Source organism: Xanthomonas sp. WHRI 7945 (assembly GCF_035026585.1).
On record NZ_JAYIQP010000015.1, the window covers coordinates 1 to 23,136 of the forward strand.

Genomic DNA, 23,136 nt, shown 5'->3' on the forward strand with positions numbered 1-23,136 from the left:
TGACCGCAACGCGTGGGCGCGCGGCGGCGCGGCGAACGCCACTGACGCTTCAAGGCCACTGCGGCGCGGCACGACCGTGCCAGCAGCACGCGGCTGGATCGGCTTCCGAAGCAAAAAAGCCCTGAGCGCAACGCATGGGCGCGCGGCGGCGCGGCGAGCTACATTGCTGAGCCATTGCTGCTGCGATGACGCCTAAGCCGGCTCGGCTGGCGCGCCGCAGCAGTTGGAACTTCCGGCGCTAAAGCCACTTCGTCAAAAGCACTGCCTGCTCCGCTGTGCGCTCCACCCCGACGTAGCCCAATGCGGCGAACAAGGCCAGCGATGCCGCATTGTCGGCATCGATGTCGGCTTCGAGCCGGACCATGCCAAGCCGCTCCTTCGCGAACGCCTGCACCGCGCCAACCGCTTCGCGCATGACACCCTGCCGCCAGTGCGCCGCTGCCAGCAGGCAGCCCACTTCCGCCACGGTGTCGCGGAAGTTGTGCAGTCCCACGGTACCGATCAACGCATCGTCGGAGCTGCGGGCGATGCCCCACTCGATCGCCTGGTCCGCGCTGAATCCCCGGGCCATGCCATCGATCGTCTGCACGTAGTGCGCGTCACGCGTGAACACGGGGTCGGAGGCATGGCGCATCACCTGCGGATCGCCATAGATCGTGCGAAGCCTGTCCAGATCGGCGATGCGCACCTGCCGCAGCGACAGCCGGCCGGTCTGCAGCGAAGGAAACCCGACCGGCAGCCGACGCGACAGGCGTGAGTACGGCTCGGGTTCGCAGGCGCCGCGACTCAATTGCTGCGTTTGCGGAACAGCAGCCACGATACGGTCAGCATCACCAGCGGCGGCAACGCGTAGGCGATGCGGTAGTCGAACTTCAATGCGCCGGCCATGCGCCCGAAGAACAGCTGCAGCAGCCAGAACACCAACGCGAACAGGATGCCCAGGAACAGGCGCTTGCCCATGCCGCCGCTGCGCAATGCGCCGAACGCGAACGGGATCGCGGCGAAGCACAACGCCAGCACGTTGAGCGGATAGAACCAGCGGCTCCAGTACTGGTCCTCGTAGTCGCGCGCGTCCAGGCCGTTGCGGCGCCGGTACTCGATGCTGGTGTGCAGCTCGTGCGCCGACAGGTTGCGCGGCTTGGCCAGGCCCGAGGCCAGCGCGGCGGCGTCCAGCTGCGACGCCCACGGCAGGCTGTCGAACTTCTCGCGCTGCACCGAACGCTCGGCGAAGGTGTCGCGGTAGACCTGCTTCAGGGTCCAGCCGCTGTCGCGATGCTCGGCGGTGGTGGCATGGGTCAGCGAGGCCAGCCGCCCGGCCTGGTCCAGCGTGTACAGGCGCACGTCGCGCAGCTCCAGCCAGGTGCCGCCGGTGCCTTCCAGATGCTCTTCGCCGCTCTGCGCATTGAGGAAGGTGTCGCCTTCGCGCGCCCACAGCCCGGAGTAGCGGGCCATGCTCATGTTGCCGTTGTACTTGGCGTTGGCCTTGATCGCATCGGCCTGGTTCTGCGCCCACGGCGCCAGGGTCTCGCCGCTGAACACCATCGCCACGGTCAGCACCGCCATGGTCGCCGCGGCGGCCACGCTCAGCCGCCGCCGCGACAGGCCCAGCGCGCGCAGCGCGGTCAGTTCGGAGGTCGCCGCCAACTGCCCCAGGCCCATCAGCACGCCGATCACCGCACCGGTCGGGAACAGCGTGTAGGCGCGCCGCGGCACGGTGTAGGCGACATACGCCACGGCGTGGCCGAGGCTGTAGCTGCCCTTGCCGATGTCCTTGAATTCGTTGGACAAGGCCATGATCACGTCGAGGCCGAGCAGCACCGCCCAGGTCAGCAGGACGGTGCCGAGCACGGCGCGGCCGACGTAGAGGTCGTGCAGGTGCGGGCGCAGCTTCATGCGGCCTGCCTCCGCGGCCGCGACAGGCGGCCGTCGCGCAGGTAGGTCCACACCGCCAGCGCCAGCAGCGGCAGGGTCAGCCACCACAGGCCCAGCGCGCGCGGCAGCTTGTCGGTGTTCAGCCACTGGGTGCCGATGAACATCAGGTTGGTGCCGACCAGGTAGGCAAGGAACGCCAGCATGATCCGGCCGTAGCGCTGCTGCCGCGGCGAGCTGCGCGACAGCGGCAGGGTCAGCAGCGCGAACGCCAGCGCCAGCAGCGGCGGGGCGATGCGCGCGTGCAGCTGCGCGTTGGCCTGCGGCCGCGGGTCGCCGATCAGCTGCGCGGTGGTCAGCAGTTCCGGATCGTCGTCCTTGCGCGCTTCGTCGCGGTCCGGCAGGGCCACGTCGTTGCTGGCGTAGCGCATCAGCCGGTAGTCCATGTCGTCGCCGGCCAGCGGGCCCTCGATGCGGTAGCCGTCCTCCAGGCGCAGGTAGCGGTCTGCCCGGCCCTCGAAGAACATCGCGCCGCGCTGCGCGGTGACCACGTCCAGGCGGCCGTCCTTCTGCCGCTGCATGAACACCTTGCCCAGCTTGGTGCCGTCGCCGGACAGGGTGCTGATGTAGACGATGCCGCCGTCGGACAGCGTGGTGAAGCGCCCGGCCTCCAGCCCCGCCATCAGCAGGCTGCGGTTGGCCTCGTCGATCAGCCGGTCGGAGGTGCGGTCGGCCCAGGGGCCCAGCCACAGCGAGCACAGCCCGACCAGGGTCACCACCGGCACCACCAGCATCAGGATCGGCCGCAGCAGGCGCCGCGGGCCGACGCCGATGGCGGTGATCACCGCCATCTCCGAGTCGCGGTACAGCCGCGCCAGCGCCAGCAGCAGGCCCAGCATCAGCGCCAGCGGCAGGATCAGCGGCAGGTACACCACGAACTGCAGGCCGAGCTGGGAGAACAGCAGCTTGGCCGGGATGCGGCCGTCGGCGATGTTGCCCAGGACGTCGACCAGCACGCCGCCGACGCTGACCACCAGCAACACGATGAGGGTCGCCAAGAAGCTCTGGATGAAATCGCGCAGCAGGTATCGATCGAGCTTCGGCATGAGGGTGGGTTGATTTAAACTCTCGGATTCGTTCGCGGCGGATCCAGCCTAACCCGGCTGGACGTAAACAGCCCGCGATTGTACGGATTTGCCAACGGAATCTGATCAATGGCCCTGGAATTCACCCTGAACCACGACGCCCCGGCTACCGCGGCGTTCGATTGCATCGTCGTCGGCGTGTTCGCCGACAAGCGCCTGTCGCCCGCCGCCCAGGCCCTGGATGCGGCCAGCGGCGGACGCCTGACAGCCCTGGCCGGCCGCGGCGACGTCAGCGGCAAGACCGGCGCTACCGCGCTGCTGCACGACCTGCCGGGGGTGAGCGCGCCGCGCGTGCTGGTGGTCGGCCTGGGCGAGGCCGCCAAGTTCGGCGTGCCGCAGTACCTGAAGGCGGTCGGCGACGCGGCGCGCGCGCTGAAGAGCGGGCCGGCGGCCAAGGCGCTGTTCACCCTGTCCGAACTGGAGGTCAAGGGCCGCGACCAGGCCTGGGCGATCCGCCAGGCGGTGATCGCCAGCGACCACGCCTGCTACCGCTATACCGCCACGCTGGGCAAGAAGAAGCCCGACGACAGCGGCCTGGCCAGCCTGGCCGTGCTCGGCGAGGACGCCACCGCGCTGGCCCAGGGCCAGGCCATCGCCGCCGGCGTGAAATTCGCCCGCGAGCTCGGCAACCTGCCGCCGAACCTGTGCACCCCGGCCTACCTGGCCGAGACCGCCGCGGCCTTCGCCCACGGCATCGACGGCGCCGAGGCCGAGATCCTGGAAGAAACGCAGATGCAGGAGCTGGGCATGGGCTCGCTGCTGGCGGTGGCGCGCGGCTCGGCCAACCGCCCGCGGCTGCTGGTGCTGAAGTGGAACGGCGGCGGCGACGCCAAGCCCTATGTGCTGGTCGGCAAGGGCATCACCTTCGATACCGGCGGCGTCAACCTGAAGACCCAGGGCGGCATCGAGGAGATGAAGTACGACATGTGCGGCGGCGCCAACGTCATCGGCACCTTCGTCGCCGCGGCGACCGCGCGCCTGCCGCTGAACCTGGTGGTGGTGGTGCCGGCGGTGGAGAACGCGATCGACGGCGACGCCTACCGCCCCTCCGACGTGATCACCAGCATGTCCGGCAAGACCATCGAGGTCGGCAACACCGACGCCGAAGGCCGCCTGATCCTGTGCGACGCGCTGACCTACGCCGAACGCTTCAACCCCGAGGCGCTGATCGACGTGGCCACTCTGACCGGCGCCTGCATGGTCGCCCTCGGCCACCAGACCGCCGGCCTGATGAGCAAGCACGACGACCTGGCCGAGGAACTGCTGGCCGCCGGCGAGCACGTGTTCGACCGCGCCTGGCGCCTGCCGCTGTGGGACGAATACCAGGGCCTGCTCGATTCCAGCTTCGCCGACGTCTACAACATCGGCGGCCGCTGGGCCGGCGCGATCACCGCCGGCTGCTTCCTGTCGCGCTTCACCGAAGGCCAGCGCTGGGCGCACCTGGACATCGCCGGCGTCGCCAGCGACGAAGGCAAGCGCGGCATGGCCACGGGCCGGCCGGTGGGGTTGTTGAGTCAGTGGTTGCTGGATCGGGCCAGTGTCGGGACCGGGGACCAGGGACCGGGGACCCGGTAAGACGCCGGCATGTCCATGCACCCAGCCCACATGCTCGCCTTAGCCCGCTGCCCGTGCATCGGCCGCGCCCGTAGGCGCCCCGGTTCCCGGCCGCTTTTCCCGGGTCCCCGGTCCCCGGTCCCCGGTCCCCACACCTGATGCGCGCCGACTTCTACCTGATCGCCAAGCCGCGGTTCCTGACCGAGCCGCTGCGCCTGGTCTGCGAACTGGCGCGCAAGGCCAACGACGCCAACCTGTGGACGCTGGTGCTGGCGCGCGACCAGGCGCAGGCCGAGGAACTGGACGAGCTGTTGTGGGCGTTCGACCCCGATGCCTATATCCCGCACCAGATCGCCGGCGCCGATGTCGACGAGGAAGAGGCGCAGGTGCTGATCGTCCCGCCCGGGGTGGAAGCGCCGTCGCGCGCGCTGGTGATCAACCTGCGCGACGACGCCTACCTCGGCGCCTGCGAGCGCGTGCTGGAAGTGGTGCCGGCCGACCCGGCCGCGCGCGAGCCGCTGCGCGAGCGCTGGAAACAGTACAAGGCGCTGGGCTTCGAGGTCAGCAAGTACGACATGTGATGGAGCCGGGAGTGGGGATTGAGGATTCGGGATGGGTTCCCCCTCTTCCTCCACCGGCACCATCCCCGCGCCCCATCCCCAATCCCGAATAACGAATCCCGGCTTCCCATGACCACCCTCGCCTCCAGCTACGACCCCAAATCCTTCGAATCGCGCCTGTATGCGGCGTGGGAGCAGGCCGGTTACTTCAAACCGTCCGGCCAGGGCGAGCCGTACACGGTGCTGCTGCCGCCGCCGAACGTGACCGGCACGCTGCACATGGGCCACGCCTTCCAGCAGACGCTGATGGACGCGCTGGTGCGCTACCACCGCATGCGCGGCTTCGACACGCTGTGGCAGGTCGGCAGCGACCACGCCGGCATCGCCACCGAGATGGTGGTGTCGCGCAACCTGGCGCTGGAAGGCAAGGGCGAGACCCGCGACTCGCTGGGCCGCGAGGGCTTCATCGCCAAGGTGTGGGAGTGGAAGGCGCAGTCGGGCGACACCATCGAGCGGCAGATGCGCCGCCTGGGCACCTCCAGCGACTGGTCGCGCAGCACCTTCACCATGGATCCGCAGCCGTCGGCGGCGGTGGTCGAGGCCTTCGTGCGCTGGCACGAGCAGGGCCTGATCTACCGCGGCCAGCGCCTGGTCAACTGGGACCCGGTGCTGAAGACCGCGATCTCCGACCTGGAAGTGGAGAACGTCGAGGAAGACGGCTTCCTGTGGTCGATCGCCTACCAGCTCGAGGACGGCGCCAGCTACGAACACGTCGAGCACGACGCCGAAGGCAACGAAACCTTGCGCGAGACCCGCGACTATCTGGTCGTGGCCACCACGCGCCCGGAAACCATGCTCGGCGACACCGCGGTGATGGTGCATCCGGACGATGCGCGCTACGCGCACCTGATCGGCAAGACGGTGACGCTGCCGCTGACCGGCCGCCGGATCCCGGTGATCGGCGACGACTACGTGGACCGCGCGTTCGGCACCGGCGTGGTCAAGGTCACCCCGGCGCACGATTTCAACGATTATCAGGTCGGCGTGCGTCACGACCTGCCGATGATCAACCTGTTCACCCCGACCGCGGCGGTCAACGACAACGCGCCGGAGAAGTACCGCGGCCTGGACCGCTACGACGCGCGCAAGGCGGTGCTGGAAGAACTCGAGGACCTCGGCATCCTGATCGAGACCAAGCCGCACAAGCTGCAGGTGCCGCGCGGCGACCGTACCGGCCAAGTGATCGAGCCCTACCTCACCGACCAGTGGTTCGTGAAGATGGACGCGCTGGCCAAGCGCGGCCTGGATCTGGTCGAATCGGGCCAGGTGAAGTTCGTGCCGCCGAACTGGATCAACACCTATCGCCACTGGATGGAGAACATCCAGGACTGGTGCATCAGCCGCCAGCTGTGGTGGGGCCACCGCATTCCGGCGTGGTTCGACGACGCCGGCACCTGCTATGTCGGCCGCGACGAGGCCGAGGCGCGCGCGAAGAATGGCCTCGGCGCCGATGTCGCCCTGCACCAGGACAGCGACGTGCTGGAGACCTGGTTCTCCGCGCAGCTGTGGCCGTTCTCGACGATGGGCTGGCCGGATGCGCAGGCGATGGCAGAGCGCGGCTTCGACCGCTACCTGCCGTCGAGCGTGCTGGTCACCGGCTTCGACATCATCTTCTTCTGGGTGGCGCGGATGATCATGGCCACCGACAGCTTCGTCGGCCAGGTGCCGTTCCGCGACGTGTACATCACCGGCCTGATCCGCGACAAGGACGGGCAGAAGATGTCCAAGTCCAAGGGCAACGTGCTCGACCCGCTGGACATCATCGACGGCATCAGCATCGAGGACCTGGTCGCCAAGCGCACCACCGGGCTGATGCAGCCGCGCATGGCCGAGAAGATCGAGAAGGCCACGCGCAAGGAATTCCCGGAGGGCATCATCGCCCATGGCGCCGACGCGCTGCGCTTCACCATCGCCGCGCTGGCCAGCCACGGCCGCGACATCAAGTTCGACCTGGGCCGCGCCGAGGGCTACAAGAACTTCTGCAACAAGCTGTGGAATGCCAGCCGGTTCGTGCTGATGAACACGCAAGCGCGGGACTCGGGACTCGGGACTCGGGACTCGGCACGGCTCGTGCCGGCAACCGATGCGGAGAAGTGGATCCTGGTGCGGCTGGACAAGGTCGCTGCCGAGGCGCAGGCGCACTACGCCGCCTACCGCTTCGACCTGCTCGCGCAGTCGCTGTACGAGTTCGCCTGGAACGAGTTCTGCGACTGGTTCCTGGAGCTGACCAAGCCGGCCTTGAACGGCGACGACGCCGTCGCCGCCGACAGCACCCGCCATACCCTGCTGCAGGTGCTGGAGACGCTGCTGCGCCTGCTGCATCCGCTGACGCCGTTCGTCACCGAGGAACTGTGGCAGCAGGTGGCGCCGCGCCTGGGCATCGCCGCGTCGACGATCTCGCTGCAGCCGTATCCGCGCGCCGGCGACCTGGACGTGAGCGCCTACGCCAGTGCCGAAGCCGACGTCGAATGGCTCAAGGCCATGGTCTCGGCGCTGCGCCGGGTGCGCAGCGAACTCAACGTGCCGCCATCCAAGCTGGTGCCGCTGCTGCTGCAGGGCGGCCTGGCCGACGACCGCGCGCGCGTCGCGGGTTTCGCCTCGCAGCTGTCGTTCCTGCTGCGGCTGGAGTCGATCCAGTGGCTGGAGCCGGCGCAGGACACGCCGCCGGCGGCCGCGGCGATCGTCGGCGAGCTGCGGCTGCTGGTGCCGCTGCAGGGGCTGGTCGACCTGGATGCCGAGCGCACGCGCCTGGACAAGGAGATCGCGCGGGTCGGCGCCGAACAGGACAAGAGCGCGGCCAAGCTGGAGAAGTTCACCGACAAGGTGCCGGCGGCGGTGGTCGAGCAGGAGCGGCAGCGCCTGGCCGACTGGACGGCGCAGCTCACCGGCCTGCGCGAGCAGCGCGCCAAGCTGTAGGTGTGCGGCTGTCGCTGCCGGCGAGCGCGCCGGCAGCGCGACATGCGGTGACCCGCGCGTGCTTCCCAGCGACCCGCTTGCACCCTGTAGGAGCGGCTTCAGCCGCGACAGGCATTACCGGGAAGCCCGGGTCGCGGCTGAAGCCGCTCCTACAGTGGCAAAGGCTGTCTGCAATCGAAGCCGCACGCGCACCGCTGCCCGGCATCCCGGGCAGCGGCACCGCCTCCCTCAGAGCTTGCCGGCGCCGGCCTTGGCCTTGACGTCGTTCGCCACCTGGTTCGCCGGCAGCAGCGAATAGGTGTACGGCGGCGTCCAGCCGATGCTGTTGTTCCACGAGCAGGTCAGCGCCTGGCCGTTGAGCAGCGAGCCGAAATCGCGATACACGCTGCCGCCATAGTTGGCGGCGATCTTGTCGCAGCCGCTGACGCCGGCGATGTCGAAGGCGTTGTTCTCGGAGAAGATCTTCGACTCCTTGCCCACGCCGTGCGCGTGCGAGAATTTGTACACCGGATGGCTGGTGCTGCCGACGTGGTAGTTGTTGTACAGGTGCACCTGGCCGAAGCGCACCCGCGGCGCGCGCGCGGAGATGTTCTCGAACAGGGTGTTGTGGATGGTCACCTTCAGCTTGCCGCTGTCGGTGCTGGAGGCGCTGTCGCTGGAGCCGATCAGGTTGTTCTTCTCGTGCGACTTGAACGCCGAATACGAGATGGTCACGTAGTTGGCGCCCTTCTTCACGTCCAGCGCGCCGTCGTGGTGCTGCTTGGGGCGGCCGTTGGCGGTGCCGTTCTGGTCGTCGGTGCGGCGCCCGTCGGTGAAGGTGACGTGGTCCACCCACACGTTGCTGGCGCCCTCGATGGTCAGGCCGTCGTACTCGGCATTCCAGTTGCCGGCGCTGCCGTCGTCCGGGTCCCACACCGGCTGCGGATCCCACGGGTTCTCGATGGTGAGGTTGCGGATGATCACGTCGTTGGCCTTGACGTACAGATAGCCCTCGCGGATCTGCGCATTGCTGCCGATGCCGATCAGCGTGGTCTTGGTGGGCACGTCCAGGCGCGCGCGGCTCTTCATGTCCGCGGTGGTGGCGTACGGCGTGCCTTCGCTGATGTCGATGATGCCGCTGATCTTGATGATGCGGCCGTTGCTGCCGACGCTGGCCTTCAGCGCGGCCTTCAGCTGCGCGGCGGTGCTGACGCTGTAGACGTTGGCCGCCGCGGCCTTGGAGCCGCCCTTGGTGCCGCCGTTCTGCGTCGCCCAGCCGGTACTGGCGACCTCCAGGCTGGCATCGGCATAGGCGCTGCCGGTCGCGCCCGCCAGACAGACGGCGAGCGCGAGTGCCTGGGTGAGCGTGCGCGGAGACGCTGCGTTGAGAGACTGTGTCTTCATCCTGGGACCTCGTGAGCATGGGTGGAGTCGGCGCAGGCGCGGCGCGTTCCGCAGCGCGGAAAACGCAAACGACGCGTGCGCATTCGCTGTCCCTTCGGACAACTGCGCCTCATGCCATCGAACCAGGCAGCGCCGAAGAGGCGCGCACTGTAGGGAGCGCATTCGGCTTGGGAAGAGACAAATGCGGTACGCGCAGATCCAGCGCTGCGATATGGGGATGGCATCTAACAAACCACGCTCGCGAAGCGGTGCGCCTGCCCGCTACCGCTGCGGGACAACAACGCTGTCCCGACGACAAGTCGCGACATTGCGCAGACGCGCAGCGCGGCCGGGAAAACCCTGGAAAATGCAGTGCCCGCGCCACCAGCGTTGCGACGCATGCAACGCCTGCGTCGCGAGGCGGCGGCGACGGGATGCCCGAGCGACGCCGTCCGCCAGCGCGTGCGCAGCGCGCGGCGGGCGCACGCAACGCTGCACCTGCAAGCACTTCATCGGGAGGGAAACAACGCGCCACGAAAACCGCCGGCACGCAAAAACAGCATGCCGGCGCGGCGCCGGCGGCCGGCGTCGCGCGCTACGACATGCCTTCGAAGAACAGCTCGATCGCCATCACCAGCGCGTCCTCGCGGCCGTTGGCCGCCGGGTAGTAGCGCGGGCGGCGGCCGATCTCGTTGAAGCCTTCGCTGTGGTACAGCGCGATCGCGCTGGGATTGGACGGGCGCACTTCCAAGAACACGCGGCGCGCGCCCAGGTCGGCGCCGTACTTGATCAGCGCGCGCAGCAGCAAACGGCCGTAGCCGCGCGACTGCCGTTCCGGCGCGACGCAGACGTTGAGGATGTGCGCCTCGTCGGCGGCGACGCTGATCACGCCGTAGCCGACGATCTGGCCCTGCTCCAGCAGCACCCAACCCGGGTAGCCGGCCTGCAGGCAGTCGCGGAAGATGCCGCGCGTCCACGGGAACGGATAGGCGCGGCGCTCGATCTCCATCACCGTGTCGAGGTCGGTCTCGCGCAGGCTGCGCAGCGTCGCCGCCGCCGGCGAGGAGGCGGACGAGCCCAGCGCGCTCATCGCGGCGCCTGCTTGCGCAGCGCGCGCAACTGCGGCCACAGCGCGCGCTTGGCGGCGGCGTTGCCGCGCAGTTCGGCCAGCGGCCAGGTCGCCATCAGAGTCTGCGTGGCCGGATCGTTCGGATTGCGCCCGGAGGCGCGCAACAAGGCGATCTGCAGCCGGTCGGGCAAGCGCAGGCCGGCGCGGCGCGCAACCGGTGCGGGCGCCGCGCGTTGCGGCTCGGGATAGGCCGCCGGTGCGGCCGGCGCCCTCGCGCGCGGCGACGGCTCCGCGGGCGTTGGCGTTGCGCCGCGCACTGCATACGCCGGCGCTGCATGCTCGGGCAGCGGCGCGGGCGCGGCCGCATCGGCGGCAGGCGCATCGTGCACCTGCGCCTGCGCTGGCTGCGCGACCACGGCGGCGATATCGGCGTCGGCACCGACATACAGCGTATGCCCCAGCGCCTGCAGCCAGCCATGCTGCTCCGCCGACCACAACGGCGCGTCGTGGGTCATTGCCTCGCTCACGTCGCGTCCGGCAGCTTGCGCCAGCGCCGCCACAGCCAATGGCAGGGGCCGGACAGTGCGTACAGCACGCCGATCGCCAGCAGCGCGCGCGACAGGTCGATGACCAGCACCGCGATCACCACCGACGCCAGCACCAGCATCAGGAACGGCACGCGGTCGGCGCGCGGGCCTTTCTCGCCGCCGCCCTTGAAGCTCCAGAAGCGGATGCGGCTGACCATCAACAGCGCCGCGACCACGGTCAGGCCCAGCGCCACGTAGCGCAACTGTTCGCCGTCCCAGCCGAGGTTGCCGTCGGCGAACGCCCATACGAAAGCCATCATCAGCCCCGCCGCGGCCGGGCTGGCCAGGCCGACGAACCAGCGCTTGTCGACCGTGCCGACCTGGGTGTTGAAGCGCGCCAGGCGCAGCGCGGCGCAGGCCGCGTAGAGGAATGCCACCGACCAGCCGACCCGGCCCATCACGCTGCCGTCGAACTTCAGCGCCGACAGCGACCAGTGGTACATCACCAGCGCCGGGGCCATGCCGAAGCTGACCAGGTCGGCCAGCGAGTCGTACTGCACGCCGAATTCGCTGCTGGTGCCGGTCAGCCGCGCCACCCGCCCGTCCAGCCCGTCCATCACTGCGGCAACGAACACCGCCACGCTGGCGTGCACGAACTGGCCGTTGGCGGCGGCGATGATGGCGTAGAAACCGGAGAACAGGCCGGCGGTGGTGAACAGGTTCGGCAGCAGATAGATGGTGCGCGAACGGGGTGGCGGTCGGGATGGGTCCATCCCGGCAGTTTAATCGACTTGCCAGGCCCGTCGGCGGGTGCTGCAATCGGCGCTGGCCCCGCCCTGGAGAACGTGATGCGCGCCCTGACCCGGCTTTGCTGCCTGTCCCTGCTCGCCGCCGCCAGCGGCGTGGCCGGCGCCGCCACCCTGTACCAATGGAAGGACGCGCAGGGCGTCACCCACTATTCGGAGAGCCCGCCGCCGGGCGGCAAGTACCAGGCACGGCGGGTCGACGGCCATGGCGGCGCCCCGGCCGAAGCCACCGAGGCCGCCGCCCCGGCCGAGAACGCCAACTGCCTGAGCGCGCGCAAGAACCTGGACATCCTCGGCAAGCCGGGCAAGGTGATGACCGACCGCGACGGCGACGGCAAGCCCGACGCGGAACTGGACGAGGCGCAGCGCGAGGCGCAGAAGGGCCTGGCCGAGGCCGCGATCAAGGCCTATTGCGCGCCGCCGCCCGCCGCGGAATGAACGCGCGCGGCCGGCGCGGACCCGGCGCGGGCCGCCGCGCATCCCCGCAGCGCCGGCAATGACTGGCAAAATGGGCGCCCGCCGTTAGCGAAGCCCCTCGATGCGCCTTTCCCAGTTCCACCTGCACACCACCAAGGAAACCCCGGCCGACGCCGAACTGGTCAGCCACCGGCTGATGCTGCGCGCCGGCATGATCCGCAAGCTCGCCTCCGGCCTGTACACCTGGTCGCCGCTGGGTCTGCGCGTGCTGCGCAAGGTGGAAGCGGTGGTGCGCGAGGAAATGAACCGCGCCGGCGCCGTGGAAGTGCTGTTTCCGACCATCCAGCCGCGCGAGCTGTGGGAAGCCACCGGGCGCTGGAAGAAGTTCGGCGGGCTGATGCTGCGGATGAAGGACCGCAAGGACCAGGAATACTGCTACAGCCCCACCGCCGAGGAGGCCGCCGCCGATTTCGCGCGCCAGGAGCTGAGCAGCTACAAGCAGCTGCCGGTCAATTTCTACCAGATCCAGACCAAGTTCCGCGACGAGATCCGCCCGCGCTTCGGGGTGATGCGCGCGCGCGAGTTCCTGATGAAGGACGCCTATTCGTTCCACGTCAGCGACGAGGACCTGGCCCGCGAATACGAAAACATGAAGGCCGCCTACAGCCGGATCTTCACCCGCCTGGGCCTGCAGTTCCGCGCGGTGCAGGCCGATTCCGGCGACATCGGCGGCGACGCCTCGCAGGAATTCCACGTGCTGGCCGAGTCCGGCGAGGATTCGCTGGCCTTCTCCACCGGCTCGGACTACGCGGCCAACGTCGAGACCGCGGTCGCCGCCGACCCGGCGCCGCGCGCGGCGGCGCAGGAGGAGCTGCGCAAGGTCGCCACGCCCACCCAGAAGACCTGCGAAGCGGTGGCCGACCTGCTCGGCATCGCGCTGCAGCGCACGGTCAAGTCGGTCGCGGTGATGGCCGGCGGCGCCTTCGTGCTGGCGCTGGTGCGCGGCGATCACGCGGTCAACGAGATCAAGTTGGGCAAGGTCGCCGGCCTGGCCGGCTACCGCATGGCCAACGAGGCCGAGATCCTCGCCCACCTCGGCAGCGAGCCGGGCTTCCTCGGCCCGCTCGCTCCGCGCCAGCCGATCCGCGTGGTCGCCGACCGCGACGTGGCGGCGATGGCCGATTTCGTGGTCGGCGCCAACGAGGCCGGCTTCCATCTGGCCGGGGTCAACTGGGGCCGCGACCTGCCCGAGCCGGACGCGGTCGCCGACCTGCGCAACGTGGTCGAGGGCGAGCGCGCCCACGACGGCGGCGAGATCCGCCTGGCGCGCGGCATCGAGGTCGGCCACGTGTTCCAGCTCGGGCGCCAGTACGCGCAGGCGCTGGACGCCACCGTGCTGGACGAGAACGGCAAGACCGTGGCGATGGCGATGGGCTGCTACGGCATCGGCATTTCGCGCATCGTCGCCGCGGCGATCGAGCAGAACCACGACGAGGCCGGCATCCGCTGGCCGCAGCCGATGGCGCCATGGTCGGTGGCGGTGTGCGTGATCAATCCCAAGCGCGACCCGGCGATCGACGCGGCCGGCGAGGCGCTGCTGGCCGAGCTGCAGCAGGCCGGCCTGGACGCGGCGCTCGACGACCGCGGCCTGCGCGCCGGCGCGATGTTCGCCGATATCGAACTGATCGGCATTCCGCACCGCGTGGTGGTCTCCGAGCGTGGGCTGGCCGCCGGCACCTTCGAATACCGCGCGCGCAGCGGCGGCGAAGCCGAAAACCTGGACCGCGCCGCATTGCTGGCGCGCCTGCAGGGTTAATCGGAAGGGCCGGGAATATATCCCGGCCTTTTTTTTGCCCCACTGCCGCTACGACACGGCTTGCACATTTGCTGCGGCAATATGCCCTGCCCGATCGCGGCGGCATGCCGGCTTTATTTGACAAGCCGAATCCGGCGCGTATAAGTGTCCCCGCACGCCGGATCCAGCGACGGCCGCGCATATCGAATAAGCGGAATATTTGTCAATCCGATAAAGCGATATTATGATTCCGCTCGAGCCAGGGAATGGCTGTATGCCCTCATCCATTTTCCGGAGTACAGATGACCATCGATCTCAGCGGCCTGTCGGCCAAGCAGTTGGGCGCTCTTATCAAGACTGCCAAGAAACAACAGACCATCGTCGCCAAGCGCACGCCCATCGCAAAGGTCCGCACCCAGCTGGCACGCCTGGCCAAGACCCACGGTTACAGCCTCGACGAGGTCCTCGGTGGCGCCGCTCCGGCCAAGCGCGGTCGCAAGGCCGCCGGCAAGCCGGGCCCGAAGCCGGGCCGCAAGCTGGGCAAGGTGCCGCCGAAATACCGTAATCCGGCCAATACCGCGGAAACCTGGACCGGCCGCGGCAAGCAGCCGCGCTGGTTGGCCGAGCAGGTGGGCAAGGGCAAGAAGGTCGAAGATTTCCTGATCGCGGCGCCGGCCAAGTCTGCCTTGCCGGCCAAGAAGACCGCCAAGAAGGCGGTCAAGAAAGTCGCCAAGAAAGCCAGCAAGTCCGCCGCATCGAAAAACTGATCCCGCAGATTGGCGGATATTCGGAAAACGCCGGCGCGAGCCGGCGTTTTTTATGCGCGCCGCGCAGACCGCGACTATAGATTCTTGCGCGCCGGCACCAGCAGGTTGCCGAACAGCAGGCCGGCGACCAGCGCCATCACGATATTGGTCACCGCCAGCAACGCCGACTGCCCGCCGGGCACATCGTGCTGCTGCACCAGCGTCAGCAACCCGCGCAGGCTGGCGCTGCCCGGCACCAGCATGATGATGCCGGGCAGTCGGATCAGCGCGCCCGGGCGCTGCACCAGCCGGCCGAACAGGTTGCCGGCCGCGGTCAGCGACATCGCCGACAGGAAGATCCCGACCGGGCTGCCCCAGGCCTCGCCGGCGACCCGCGCGATCACGTAGCCGGCCACCGAGGCCGCCATCACCCACGGGTAATCGCGGCCGCTGGCCTTGAACAGCAGCGCGAACGCGTACGCGGCGATCGGCAGCGAGGCCCATTCCACCCACCCCGCCTGCGGCCGCGACGCGTGCACCATCGGCTCCAGGCCCAGCAGCTGCGCCAGGGTCACCGCGATCACCGCGCCCACGGTCAGCTTGAGGATGGTGGTCACCGCGCCGGCGAAGCGTGCCGTGCCGGACACCCAGTGCTGGCTGGTGAGTTCGTTGACCGCGTTGGTCAGCGCCATACCCGGCAGCAGCACCACCAGCGAGGCGATGATCACCGAATTGAGGTTCAGCGGCGCCACGCTGGTCGCCACCAACGCGGCGACCACACCGGCCAGCAGCGCCGCCAGCGCCTCGTTGGCCTCCTTGGCGGCCGGGCGCTTGTCGGTGAACTGGGTCAACGCGCCGATCAGCAGGCCGATCGCGGTGGCGGTGGCGATGTCCAGCCACGGCAACCGCCACAGCCCGGCCACGCCGGTCGCGGCCAGGCCGAAGCCGAGGATCTGCATCGCCTTCCAGCGCCGCCCGGGCGGGCGGTCCAGCTGGCGCAGCGCGGTATGCCCCTGGGCCACGCTCATGCGCCCGCTGGCGACGTCGTCGGCGATGCGGTCGGCGACGCTGAGCTTGTGCAGGTCGTTGTCGCCCGGCGCCAGTCGCACCACGCGGGTGATGTCGCTGGAGCCGATCGCCTTGGTCGGATCGCTGAAACTGAGGATCAGCCCGGTCGGGTTGGACCAGGGCTCGCAGTCCAGGTCCAGCTGCTGCGACAGCGCCACCACCGCCGCCTCCAGGCGCTGCGCGGTGGTGCCGTAGGTGTGCAGGCGGCCGGCGATCTCGGAGACGAACGCGATCCGTTGCGCATAGGTGGCGGCGGTGGACGGGCTGGCGGTGGGCGCGGCGGGCATGTCGGCTAGTATGGCGCGAACGCCGCGCGCAGCCACCTGTGCAACATGCCGACGTTGCGCGGCAGGCGAAACAGGTATGCTCGCGCCCGCACGCCCCGGACGCCTCATGATCGAACCGCAACCGCCCACCCTCAGCCAGGACGACCGAGACCCTTCGCGGGTGCGGCTGTCCGGCAGTTGGACGCTGGCCACGGCGCTGGCGTCGTCGGACGTGCTGCGCACGATGCCCTCGGGCACCACCGGCATCGACGCCAGCGGCATCGGCCAGCTGGATTCGGCCGGCGTGCTGCAGCTGATGCGCTACGCCACCCGTAACGGCATCGCCCACGAGTCGCTGACCTTCCGCCACGACCACCAGGCGCTGGTCTGCACCATCGAGGACGTCGCCGACGACCGCCCCAAGCGCAAGCGCGATTACGGTTTCGCCGCGGCGCTGGAACGCCTGGGCTACGCGGTGCACCGCAACGGCAAGGAAATCGTCGCGCTGGTCGGCTTCCTCGGCGAGACCCTGGTCAAGGTACTGCGCCTGGTGCACGAGCCGCGGCGCTTCCGCCTGACCTCCACCGTGCACCACATGGAACAGGTCGGGCTGGACGCGGTGCCGCTGGTGGCGCTGCTGTCCTACCTGGTCGGCGCAGTGATCGCGTTCCTGGGCTCGACCATCCTGCGCGACTTCGGCGCCGAGATCTACGTGGTGGAGCTGGTCAGCATCGCCTTCCTGCGCGAGTTCGCGGTGCTGCTGACCGCGATCGTGCTGGCCGGGCGCACCGCCAGCGCCTTCACTGCGCAGATCGGCGCGATGAAGGCGCGCGAGGAAGTCGACGCGATCCAGACCCTGGGCCTGGACCCGATGGACCTGCTGGTGATCCCGCGGCTGGTGGCGCTGCTGGTGATGCTGCCGCTGCTGACCTTCGTGGCGATGATCGCCGGACTCGCCGGCGGCGTCACCGTCGGCGCCTTCGACCTGGGCATCCCGCCGCAGATGTACCTGGCGCGCATGCACGACACCATCCAGCTGCGGCACATGCTGGTGGGGCTGTCGAAGGCGCCGATCTTCGCGATCGTGATCGGCCTGATCGGCTGCCTGGAGGGCCTGCGCGTGGAGGGCACGGCGCAGTCGGTCGGCGAGCGCACCACCTCCAGCGTGGTGCAGACGATCTCGCTGGTGATCATCATCGACGCGATCGCTGCGCTGTGGTTCATGAACGTGGGATGGTGAGATGAAGCCGGGATCGGAAATCGGAAATCGGGGATTCGTCGAAGAAGCGCGCCGTGCGCTGCCTGGCCGGGAGCCATTGCCGTGAGCAATCCCGAATCCCCAATCCCCAATCCCGAGCAAGAACTGGCGATCTCGGTCCGCGGCCTGCTCAACCGGTTCGGCAGCCAGACCGTGCACGAGGACCTGGACCTGGACGTGCGCCGCGGCGAGATCCTCGGCGTGGTCGGCGGCTCGGGAACCGGCAAGTCGGTACTGATGCGCAGCATCCTCGGCCTGCGCGACCCCGACGCCGGCCACATCCGCGTACTCGGCGTGGACACCGATTCCAAGCGCCGCGAAGACCGACTGCACGTGGAGCGCAATACGGGCGTGCTGTTCCAGGACGGCGCGCTGTTCTCCTCGCTGAGCGTGGGCGAGAACGTGCAGGTGCCGTTGAAGGAACACTTCGGCGAGCTGCCCGACAGCTGGCACTACGAACTGGCGCTGCTGAAGGTGAAGCTGGCCGGGTTGCCGGCCGACGCGATCAACAAGCTGCCCTCGCAGCTGTCCGGCGGCATGCGCAAGCGCGCCGGGCTGGCGCGCGCGCTGGCGCTGGACCCGCCGCTGCTGTTCCTGGACGAACCCACCGCCGGGCTGGACCCGATCGGCGCGGCCGCCTTCGATCGCCTGATCCGCACCCTGCAGGAAGCGCTGGGGCTGACCGTGTTCCTCATCACCCACGACCTGGACACCTTGTACGCTATCTGCGACCGCGTGGCGGTGCTGGCCGACCGCAAGGTCATCGCCACCGCGCCGCTGGCCGAGATCGAGCAGGTCGACCACCCCTGGATCCAGGACTATTTCCACGGCCCGCGCGCGCGCGCGGCCCGCGACGCCAAAACCGCCTGGACCGAGAACGCCTGAGCCATGGAAACCAAAGCCAACTACGTCCTGATCGGCGCCTTCACCATCGTGGCCGGGCTCGCCTTGCTGCTGTTCGGCCTGTGGGCCGCCAAGTATTCGTCCGACCGCACCTGGCAGGAGTACCGGGTGGTGTTCCGCGAGGCGGTCACCGGCCTGTCGGTGGGCAGCCCGGTGCAGTACAACGGCATCGCGGTCGGCTCGATCACCGAACTGACCCTGGCGCCGAACGATCCGCGCCAGGTGGTGGCGCGGGTGCGGCTGAACTCAACCACGCCGATCAAGAGCGACACCCGCGCCAAGCTGGGCATCACCAGCCTGACCGGGCCGTCGATCATCCAGCTCTCCGGCGGCACGCCGGAAGCGCCGTCGCTGACCTCGATCGACACCAGCGATGCGCCGATCATCCAGACCACGCCGTCGGCGCTGCAGAACATCACCGACACCGCCAACCGCATCGTCGAGCGCCTGGACGAGGTGCTCAGCGACCGCAACGTGGCCAGCATCACCGCCACCCTGCACAACCTGGAAACGATCAGCGGCTCGCTGGCCGACCGCGACGAAGGCATGCAGTCGCTGATCCTCAGCGCGCGCGACGCCGCGCGCAATCTCGACGTGACCCTGAAGACCACCAACGGCACCATCCAGCGCCTGGACCAGAACCTGGTGCAGCAGCTGCCGCCGATCCTGGACAAGCTGGAGAGCACGCTGAGCAAGCTGGATTCGGCCAGCGGCAATGCCGACAAGATCCTTGGCGAGAACCGCTCGGCGATCAACAGCTTCGCCAACGACGGCCTGGGCCAGCTCGGCCCGACCCTGACCGAACTGCGCGGGCTGATCCGCGACCTGCGCCGGGTCAGCGACCGCCTGGACAACAACCCCGCGCGCTACCTGCTCGGCCGCGACGCCCCGAAGGAGTTCGAACCCAAATGAAGCCGACGCGCGCCCTCCTGCTGCTCGCCGTCCCGGCCCTGCTGCTGCTCGCCGGTTGCTCCGCGCTGACCGGCGGCAGCAAGGAGCCGGTCACGATCTACGCGCCCGACGTGCGCGTGACCCCGGACCCGTCCTGGCCGCAGGTGACCTGGCAGCTGGCGATCGCCAAACCCAGCGCCGCGCGCGTGGTCGACAGTTCGCGCATCGCGGTGCGTCCCACCCCGGGCGAACTGCAGGTCTACAGCGGCGTCGGCTGGGCGCAGCCGGCCACCGACATGCTCGAAGACACGCTGGTGCGCGCGTTCGAGGATTCCGGGCGCATCCCCGGCGTGGCCCGGCTCGGCACCGGCATCCGCGCCGACTACAAGTTGCTGCTGGACCTGCGCCGCTTCGAATCCGACTACGCCGGCCGCGACCTGCCCTCGGCCACGATCGAGCTCAACGCCAAGCTGCTGTACACGCCCGACCAGCGCGTGGTCGCCTCGCGCACCTTCCTCGCCGCGCAGCCGGCCGCCAGCACCGACAAGGCGCAGGTCGCCAACGCGTTCGGCCAGGCACTGTCGCAGCTGAGCGGCGAGGTGGTCGGCTGGACCCTGCAGCAGGGCCAGGCCGACGCAGCGACCGCCCTGGCGCCGATGCCGCAGCTCGCTCCAGCATCGCGGCGCTAACTCCAAAGGCGATCTCCAGCACGCCCTCAGGGTGATGCCATTCCCTTTTCAGTTGGCGGCAAGAGCGGCACACCAATTACGTGCGCCTTATCAGACACATACAGCGAACTAGTCGACTTATCGAGCCCAAACGGAGTTGGTAAAATTCGGCCGCGGACATGAGTTCGCATAAATAAAAAAAAGGATTTACTCGATGAAGATGAAGATATTGATGGGCGGACTGATCCTGAGCGCAGCGAGTGTGCTTGCCTCGTCCGCCGCAGCACAAAGTTTGGTACAGATGCCAGATCTTCCAGAAACGGCCAGGTTGGGAACGGATACGGGCACGATGGCCGTTCCTGACGGGGTCCAACTCGTTGAGTTGTATCGCTATTACAACCCCAAGGAGCGCAATCATTGGTCTGGTCGCAGCATGCCCCAGAATTGGGAGCAGTTGGGCTGGCGATACGAAGGCAGCTTGGGCTTCATCTCCTACACGCCGTTTTCCGGCGGGCACGCGCTTTACAACTGCTTCATCGCTGGCGCCAACGATTTTTTCACTTCACCTGACCCGAACTGTGAAGGCAAGAATTTATCGACCTTCATGCCAATCTTGGGATATGTCGCCGACACGCAGATCCCTGGCACGGTGCCTCTTTATCGCTGTATGCGCGGCTACACTCCAACTCGTGCCGACCATTTCGACACGCTAAGTTCGGTATGCGAGAATGTGCCCAATAAGGCAATGGATGGTGTAATCGGATACGTTTTCCTATAAGTAGTCTTTGCGATTGGCCGCCCTTACTGGCGGTCAATCGTATGCGGAGCCGCTTCGGAATGTTCTGGATGGAACAATCTCATGATTATCCAGCAGCGATCCTGCGAAACGTCAGATTGATCCGCTCGCTCACCGGCTTCGCAGTCCGCGGCAACGCATGCCGATAAAGGCGCTGGGTCTCGCCACCCATCAACATCAATCCACCGGCGCTCAGCTCCAGCGCCTGGCGCAGCGTCGGCTGCAGGCGATGGCGCAGCACGAAGCGGCGCGTGGCGCCCAGGCTCAACGAGGCGATCAACGGGTGCGGGCCGAGTTCCTTCTCGTCGTCGCTGTGCCAGCCCATCGCGTCGCGGCCGTCGCGGTATCGGTTGGCGAGCACGCTGTTGAACGGCACGCCGGTTTCCGCGGCCAGCCGTTCGCGCAACGCCCGTAGCGCCGGCGGCCACGGATGCGGCGCGAAGCGGGTGCCGGAGTAGCGGTAGCTCGCCTCCGGGTCGCCGATCCAGCAACTCAGCCGCGGCGAATCCACCAGCCGCCCGAACAGGCGGATGCGATGAACCTCCCACTCCACCTCGGCCAGCAACTGCGCGAACAGCGCCGCGGCTTCGGCCGGCGCCAGCCAGCCAGGCAGCCAGCGGATGTCGGCGCCGGGCAGGTCCAGTTGCATCGCGCCACGCTAGCATGCCCTGGCCCACCATACGCCAGCGTCCGGAATTTGCCCCGCCACGCACAAAGCCTGAAAATGCAGACAGCCAGATCGAGCCAACGGGAGCGGACCAGATGACAGGATTGGAGGGCGGCGCCAGCGCGCCGGAGCCAGTGGAACGCGACGTCATGGAATACGACGTGGTCACCGTCGGCGCAGGCCCGGCCGGGCTGGCGTTCGCGATCCGGCTCAAGCAACTCAACCCCGACATCTCGGTCTGCGTGATCGAGAAGGCCAGCGCGGTCGGCGCGCAGATCCTGTCCGGCGCGGTGATCGAACCGGCCCCGCTGGACGCGCTGCTGCCCGGCTGGCGCGACAACCCGCCGCCGATCTGCGTGCCGGCCGGCGAGGACGAATTCTGGCACCTGAGCAAGAACGGCGGACGCAAGTTCCCGATCGTGCCGCCGGGCATGCGCAACCACGGCAACTTCATCGTCAGCCTCGGCGCGCTGTGCGCATGGCTGGCGCCGCAGGCCGAGGCGCTGGGCGTGGAGATCTACCCCGGCTTCGCCGCGGCCGAGACCCTGCATGCCGACGACGGCACCGTGCTCGGCGTGCGCATCGGCGACATGGGCGTGGCCAAGGACGGAGCGCACAAGCCCGGCTACACCCCCGGCATCGACATCCGCGCCAAGGTCACGGTGCTGGCCGAGGGCGCGCGTGGCCACCTGACCAAGCGCCTGATCAAGCGTTTCGCGCTCGACGCCGGGCACGATCCGCAGGCCTTCTCGATCGGCATCAAGGAACTGTGGCAGCTGCCGGAAGGCCGCGTGGTGCCCGGCAAGATCGTGCACACCCTGGGCTGGCCGGCCGACAACGCCACCTATGCCGGCAGCTTCCTGTACCACCTGGACAACAACCAGGTGGCACTGGGCTACGTCAGCGGCCTGGATTACCACGACCCCGAGTACCGCCCGTGGGAAGCGTTCCAGCAATGGAAGAACCACCCGCTGATGAAGCCGCTGCTGGAAGGCGGCACTATCCTGTCGGCCGGCGCCCGCGCCATCGCCAGCGGCGGCTGGCAGTCGCTGCCGAAGGTGGAGATGCCCGGCGCGCTGCTGATCGGCGACACCGCCGGCCTGCTCAACGTACCCAAGATCAAGGGCACCCACCAGGCGATCCGCAGCGGCATGCTCGCCGCCGAACACCTGGCCGCCGGCGCCGCGCTGGATCCGGCCGGCTTCGACGCCAAACTGCGTGGCTCGGAGGTGATGGCCGAACTGCGCCAGGTGCGCAACATCAAGCCCGGATTCAAGAAGGGCATGTGGTTCGGCCTGCTCAACGGCGCCTGGGAGACCCTGGTCAAGGGCGCTTCGCCGTGGACGCTGAAGGTGACGGCGGACTGGTCGTCGCTGGACCGGCTCGGCGAGCACGAACAGCCCAAGCGCGACTACGTGCAGCGCGAACTGGCGCCGCGCGACCGCCTGCAGGGCGTGTACTTCGCCGCCACCGAACACGACGAGGACCAGCCCGTGCACCTGCACGTGCTGGACCCGCAGATCTGCGTGACCCGCTGCACCGAGGAATACGGCAACCCCTGCACCCGCTTCTGCCCCGCCGCGGTCTACGAGATCGTCGACGACGCGGCCGGCAAGCGCCTGCAGATCAACGCCGCCAACTGCGTGCACTGCAAGACCTGCGACATCAAGGATCCCTACGAGATCATCAACTGGGTCACGCCGGAAGGCGGCTCCGGCCCGAATTACCAGAACCTGTGAGCCGCCCGCTTCCGACGCGATGCTCTTGCTGCGCCGCAGCCGCGTTCTTCGCCA

Annotated in this window: 22 protein-coding genes; 13 read left to right on the forward strand and 9 right to left on the reverse strand. The window is 68.7% G+C overall.

Annotated elements, in window-relative coordinates; translation table 11 throughout:
• Nucleotides 1–196 (forward strand): hypothetical protein (locus VDQ83_RS13290; protein ID WP_455435300.1); only part of this gene is annotated, 196 nt, incomplete at its 5' end.
• A gap of 42 nt (nt 197–238) precedes the next feature.
• Here the strand turns inward: VDQ83_RS13290 and VDQ83_RS13295 are convergent.
• Genes VDQ83_RS13295 through lptF form a run of 3 tightly spaced genes read right to left on the reverse strand, consistent with a single transcriptional unit; the run spans nt 239 to nt 2,975 of the window.
• Nucleotides 239–817: a GNAT family N-acetyltransferase gene (locus tag VDQ83_RS13295; protein WP_455435301.1), complete on the reverse strand. Its 579-nt coding sequence runs from the start codon at nt 815–817 to the stop codon at nt 239–241.
• Complete coding sequence (gene lptG, locus VDQ83_RS13300; RefSeq protein ID WP_263397193.1) at nt 787–1,893, reverse strand: LPS export ABC transporter permease LptG; 1,107 nt, start codon at nt 1,891–1,893, stop codon at nt 787–789. The genes VDQ83_RS13295 and lptG overlap by 31 nt, the downstream gene beginning before the upstream one ends.
• The gene (gene lptF / locus VDQ83_RS13305) at nt 1,890–2,975 is read right to left on the reverse strand and encodes an LPS export ABC transporter permease LptF (protein ID WP_309916653.1); all 1,086 of its coding nucleotides are present in this window, start codon (nt 2,973–2,975) and stop codon (nt 1,890–1,892) included. The genes lptG and lptF overlap by 4 nt, the downstream gene beginning before the upstream one ends.
• A gap of 108 nt (nt 2,976–3,083) precedes the next feature.
• Between lptF and VDQ83_RS13310 the strand changes: the two genes are divergently transcribed.
• The 3 genes from VDQ83_RS13310 to VDQ83_RS13320 all read left to right on the forward strand — a co-directional run bounded on the left by VDQ83_RS13310 (nt 3,084) and on the right by VDQ83_RS13320 (nt 8,104).
• The gene (locus VDQ83_RS13310; RefSeq protein ID WP_455435302.1) at nt 3,084–4,589 is read left to right on the forward strand and encodes a leucyl aminopeptidase; all 1,506 of its coding nucleotides are present in this window, start codon (nt 3,084–3,086) and stop codon (nt 4,587–4,589) included.
• A 134-nt stretch (nt 4,590–4,723) separates the two neighbouring features.
• Nucleotides 4,724–5,149 (forward strand): DNA polymerase III subunit chi, encoded by a 426-nt coding sequence (locus VDQ83_RS13315; protein ID WP_455435366.1) that lies wholly within the window; start codon nt 4,724–4,726, stop codon nt 5,147–5,149.
• Between the two features lie 108 nt (nt 5,150–5,257).
• Nucleotides 5,258–8,104: a valine--tRNA ligase gene (locus tag VDQ83_RS13320; protein ID WP_455435303.1), complete on the forward strand. Its 2,847-nt coding sequence runs from the start codon at nt 5,258–5,260 to the stop codon at nt 8,102–8,104.
• A 228-nt stretch (nt 8,105–8,332) separates the two neighbouring features.
• Here VDQ83_RS13320 and VDQ83_RS13325 read toward each other — a convergent pair whose 3' ends face one another.
• The 4 genes from VDQ83_RS13325 to pssA all read right to left on the reverse strand — a co-directional run bounded on the left by VDQ83_RS13325 (nt 8,333) and on the right by pssA (nt 11,835).
• Nucleotides 8,333–9,487: a pectate lyase family protein gene (locus VDQ83_RS13325; RefSeq protein WP_455435304.1), complete on the reverse strand. Its 1,155-nt coding sequence runs from the start codon at nt 9,485–9,487 to the stop codon at nt 8,333–8,335.
• A 574-nt stretch (nt 9,488–10,061) separates the two neighbouring features.
• Nucleotides 10,062–10,556 (reverse strand): ribosomal protein S18-alanine N-acetyltransferase, encoded by a 495-nt coding sequence (gene rimI / locus VDQ83_RS13330; protein WP_263397187.1) that lies wholly within the window; start codon nt 10,554–10,556, stop codon nt 10,062–10,064.
• Nucleotides 10,553–11,050, reverse strand: coding sequence for a hypothetical protein (locus VDQ83_RS13335; protein WP_455435367.1), 498 nt, complete (start codon nt 11,048–11,050; stop codon nt 10,553–10,555). The genes rimI and VDQ83_RS13335 overlap by 4 nt, the downstream gene beginning before the upstream one ends.
• 8 nt (nt 11,051–11,058) lie before the next feature.
• Nucleotides 11,059–11,835 (reverse strand): CDP-diacylglycerol--serine O-phosphatidyltransferase, encoded by a 777-nt coding sequence (pssA, locus tag VDQ83_RS13340; protein ID WP_263397186.1) that lies wholly within the window; start codon nt 11,833–11,835, stop codon nt 11,059–11,061.
• Between the two features lie 75 nt (nt 11,836–11,910).
• On the opposite strand from pssA, the gene VDQ83_RS13345 reads away from it, so the two are divergent.
• The 3 genes from VDQ83_RS13345 (at nt 11,911) to VDQ83_RS13355 (ending at nt 14,847) form a co-directional block, all read left to right on the forward strand.
• Entirely contained in the window at nt 11,911–12,306 is a 396-nt protein-coding gene (locus VDQ83_RS13345; protein ID WP_263397185.1) for a DUF4124 domain-containing protein, read from the forward strand.
• 100 nt (nt 12,307–12,406) lie between these two features.
• Entirely contained in the window at nt 12,407–14,101 is a 1,695-nt protein-coding gene (locus VDQ83_RS13350) for a proline--tRNA ligase (protein ID WP_455435305.1), read from the forward strand.
• A gap of 281 nt (nt 14,102–14,382) precedes the next feature.
• Nucleotides 14,383–14,847, forward strand: coding sequence for an H-NS histone family protein (locus VDQ83_RS13355; protein ID WP_455435306.1), 465 nt, complete (start codon nt 14,383–14,385; stop codon nt 14,845–14,847).
• Nucleotides 14,848–14,921: 74 nt separating this feature from the next.
• On the opposite strand, the gene VDQ83_RS13360 is transcribed toward VDQ83_RS13355, so the two are convergent.
• Entirely contained in the window at nt 14,922–16,181 is a 1,260-nt protein-coding gene (locus tag VDQ83_RS13360; protein ID WP_263397182.1) for a threonine/serine exporter family protein, read from the reverse strand.
• 106 nt (nt 16,182–16,287) lie between these two features.
• On the opposite strand from VDQ83_RS13360, the gene VDQ83_RS13365 reads away from it, so the two are divergent.
• The 5 genes from VDQ83_RS13365 to VDQ83_RS13385 all read left to right on the forward strand — a co-directional run bounded on the left by VDQ83_RS13365 (nt 16,288) and on the right by VDQ83_RS13385 (nt 20,658).
• On the forward strand, nt 16,288–17,400 hold the full coding sequence (locus VDQ83_RS13365; protein ID WP_455435307.1) for an MlaE family lipid ABC transporter permease subunit: 1,113 nt from the start codon (nt 16,288–16,290) through the stop codon (nt 17,398–17,400).
• Between the two features lie 81 nt (nt 17,401–17,481).
• Nucleotides 17,482–18,303 carry an ABC transporter ATP-binding protein gene (locus VDQ83_RS13370; RefSeq protein ID WP_455435308.1) on the forward strand — a complete coding sequence of 274 codons (822 nt, stop codon included), beginning with the start codon at nt 17,482–17,484 and terminating at the stop codon, nt 18,301–18,303.
• Between the two features lie 3 nt (nt 18,304–18,306).
• A complete protein-coding gene (locus VDQ83_RS13375) occupies nt 18,307–19,233 on the forward strand; it encodes an MlaD family protein (protein ID WP_263397179.1) in 927 nt (308 codons plus the stop codon).
• A complete protein-coding gene (locus VDQ83_RS13380) occupies nt 19,230–19,901 on the forward strand; it encodes an ABC-type transport auxiliary lipoprotein family protein (protein WP_455435309.1) in 672 nt (223 codons plus the stop codon). Before VDQ83_RS13375 ends, VDQ83_RS13380 begins: the two co-directional genes overlap by 4 nt.
• Nucleotides 19,902–20,094: 193 nt before the next feature.
• Nucleotides 20,095–20,658, forward strand: a complete 564-nt coding sequence (locus VDQ83_RS13385; RefSeq protein WP_455435310.1) for a hypothetical protein — start codon at nt 20,095–20,097, stop codon at nt 20,656–20,658.
• 85 nt (nt 20,659–20,743) lie between these two features.
• Here VDQ83_RS13385 and VDQ83_RS13390 read toward each other — a convergent pair whose 3' ends face one another.
• Nucleotides 20,744–21,325, reverse strand: a complete 582-nt coding sequence (locus VDQ83_RS13390) for an alpha-ketoglutarate-dependent dioxygenase AlkB family protein (protein ID WP_455435311.1) — start codon at nt 21,323–21,325, stop codon at nt 20,744–20,746.
• Between the two features lie 113 nt (nt 21,326–21,438).
• Here VDQ83_RS13390 and VDQ83_RS13395 point away from each other — a divergent pair, with 113 nt between their 5' ends.
• The gene (locus tag VDQ83_RS13395) at nt 21,439–23,082 is read left to right on the forward strand and encodes a 4Fe-4S dicluster domain-containing protein (RefSeq protein ID WP_455435312.1); all 1,644 of its coding nucleotides are present in this window, start codon (nt 21,439–21,441) and stop codon (nt 23,080–23,082) included.
• The last annotated feature ends 54 nt before the right edge of the window (nt 23,083–23,136 follow it).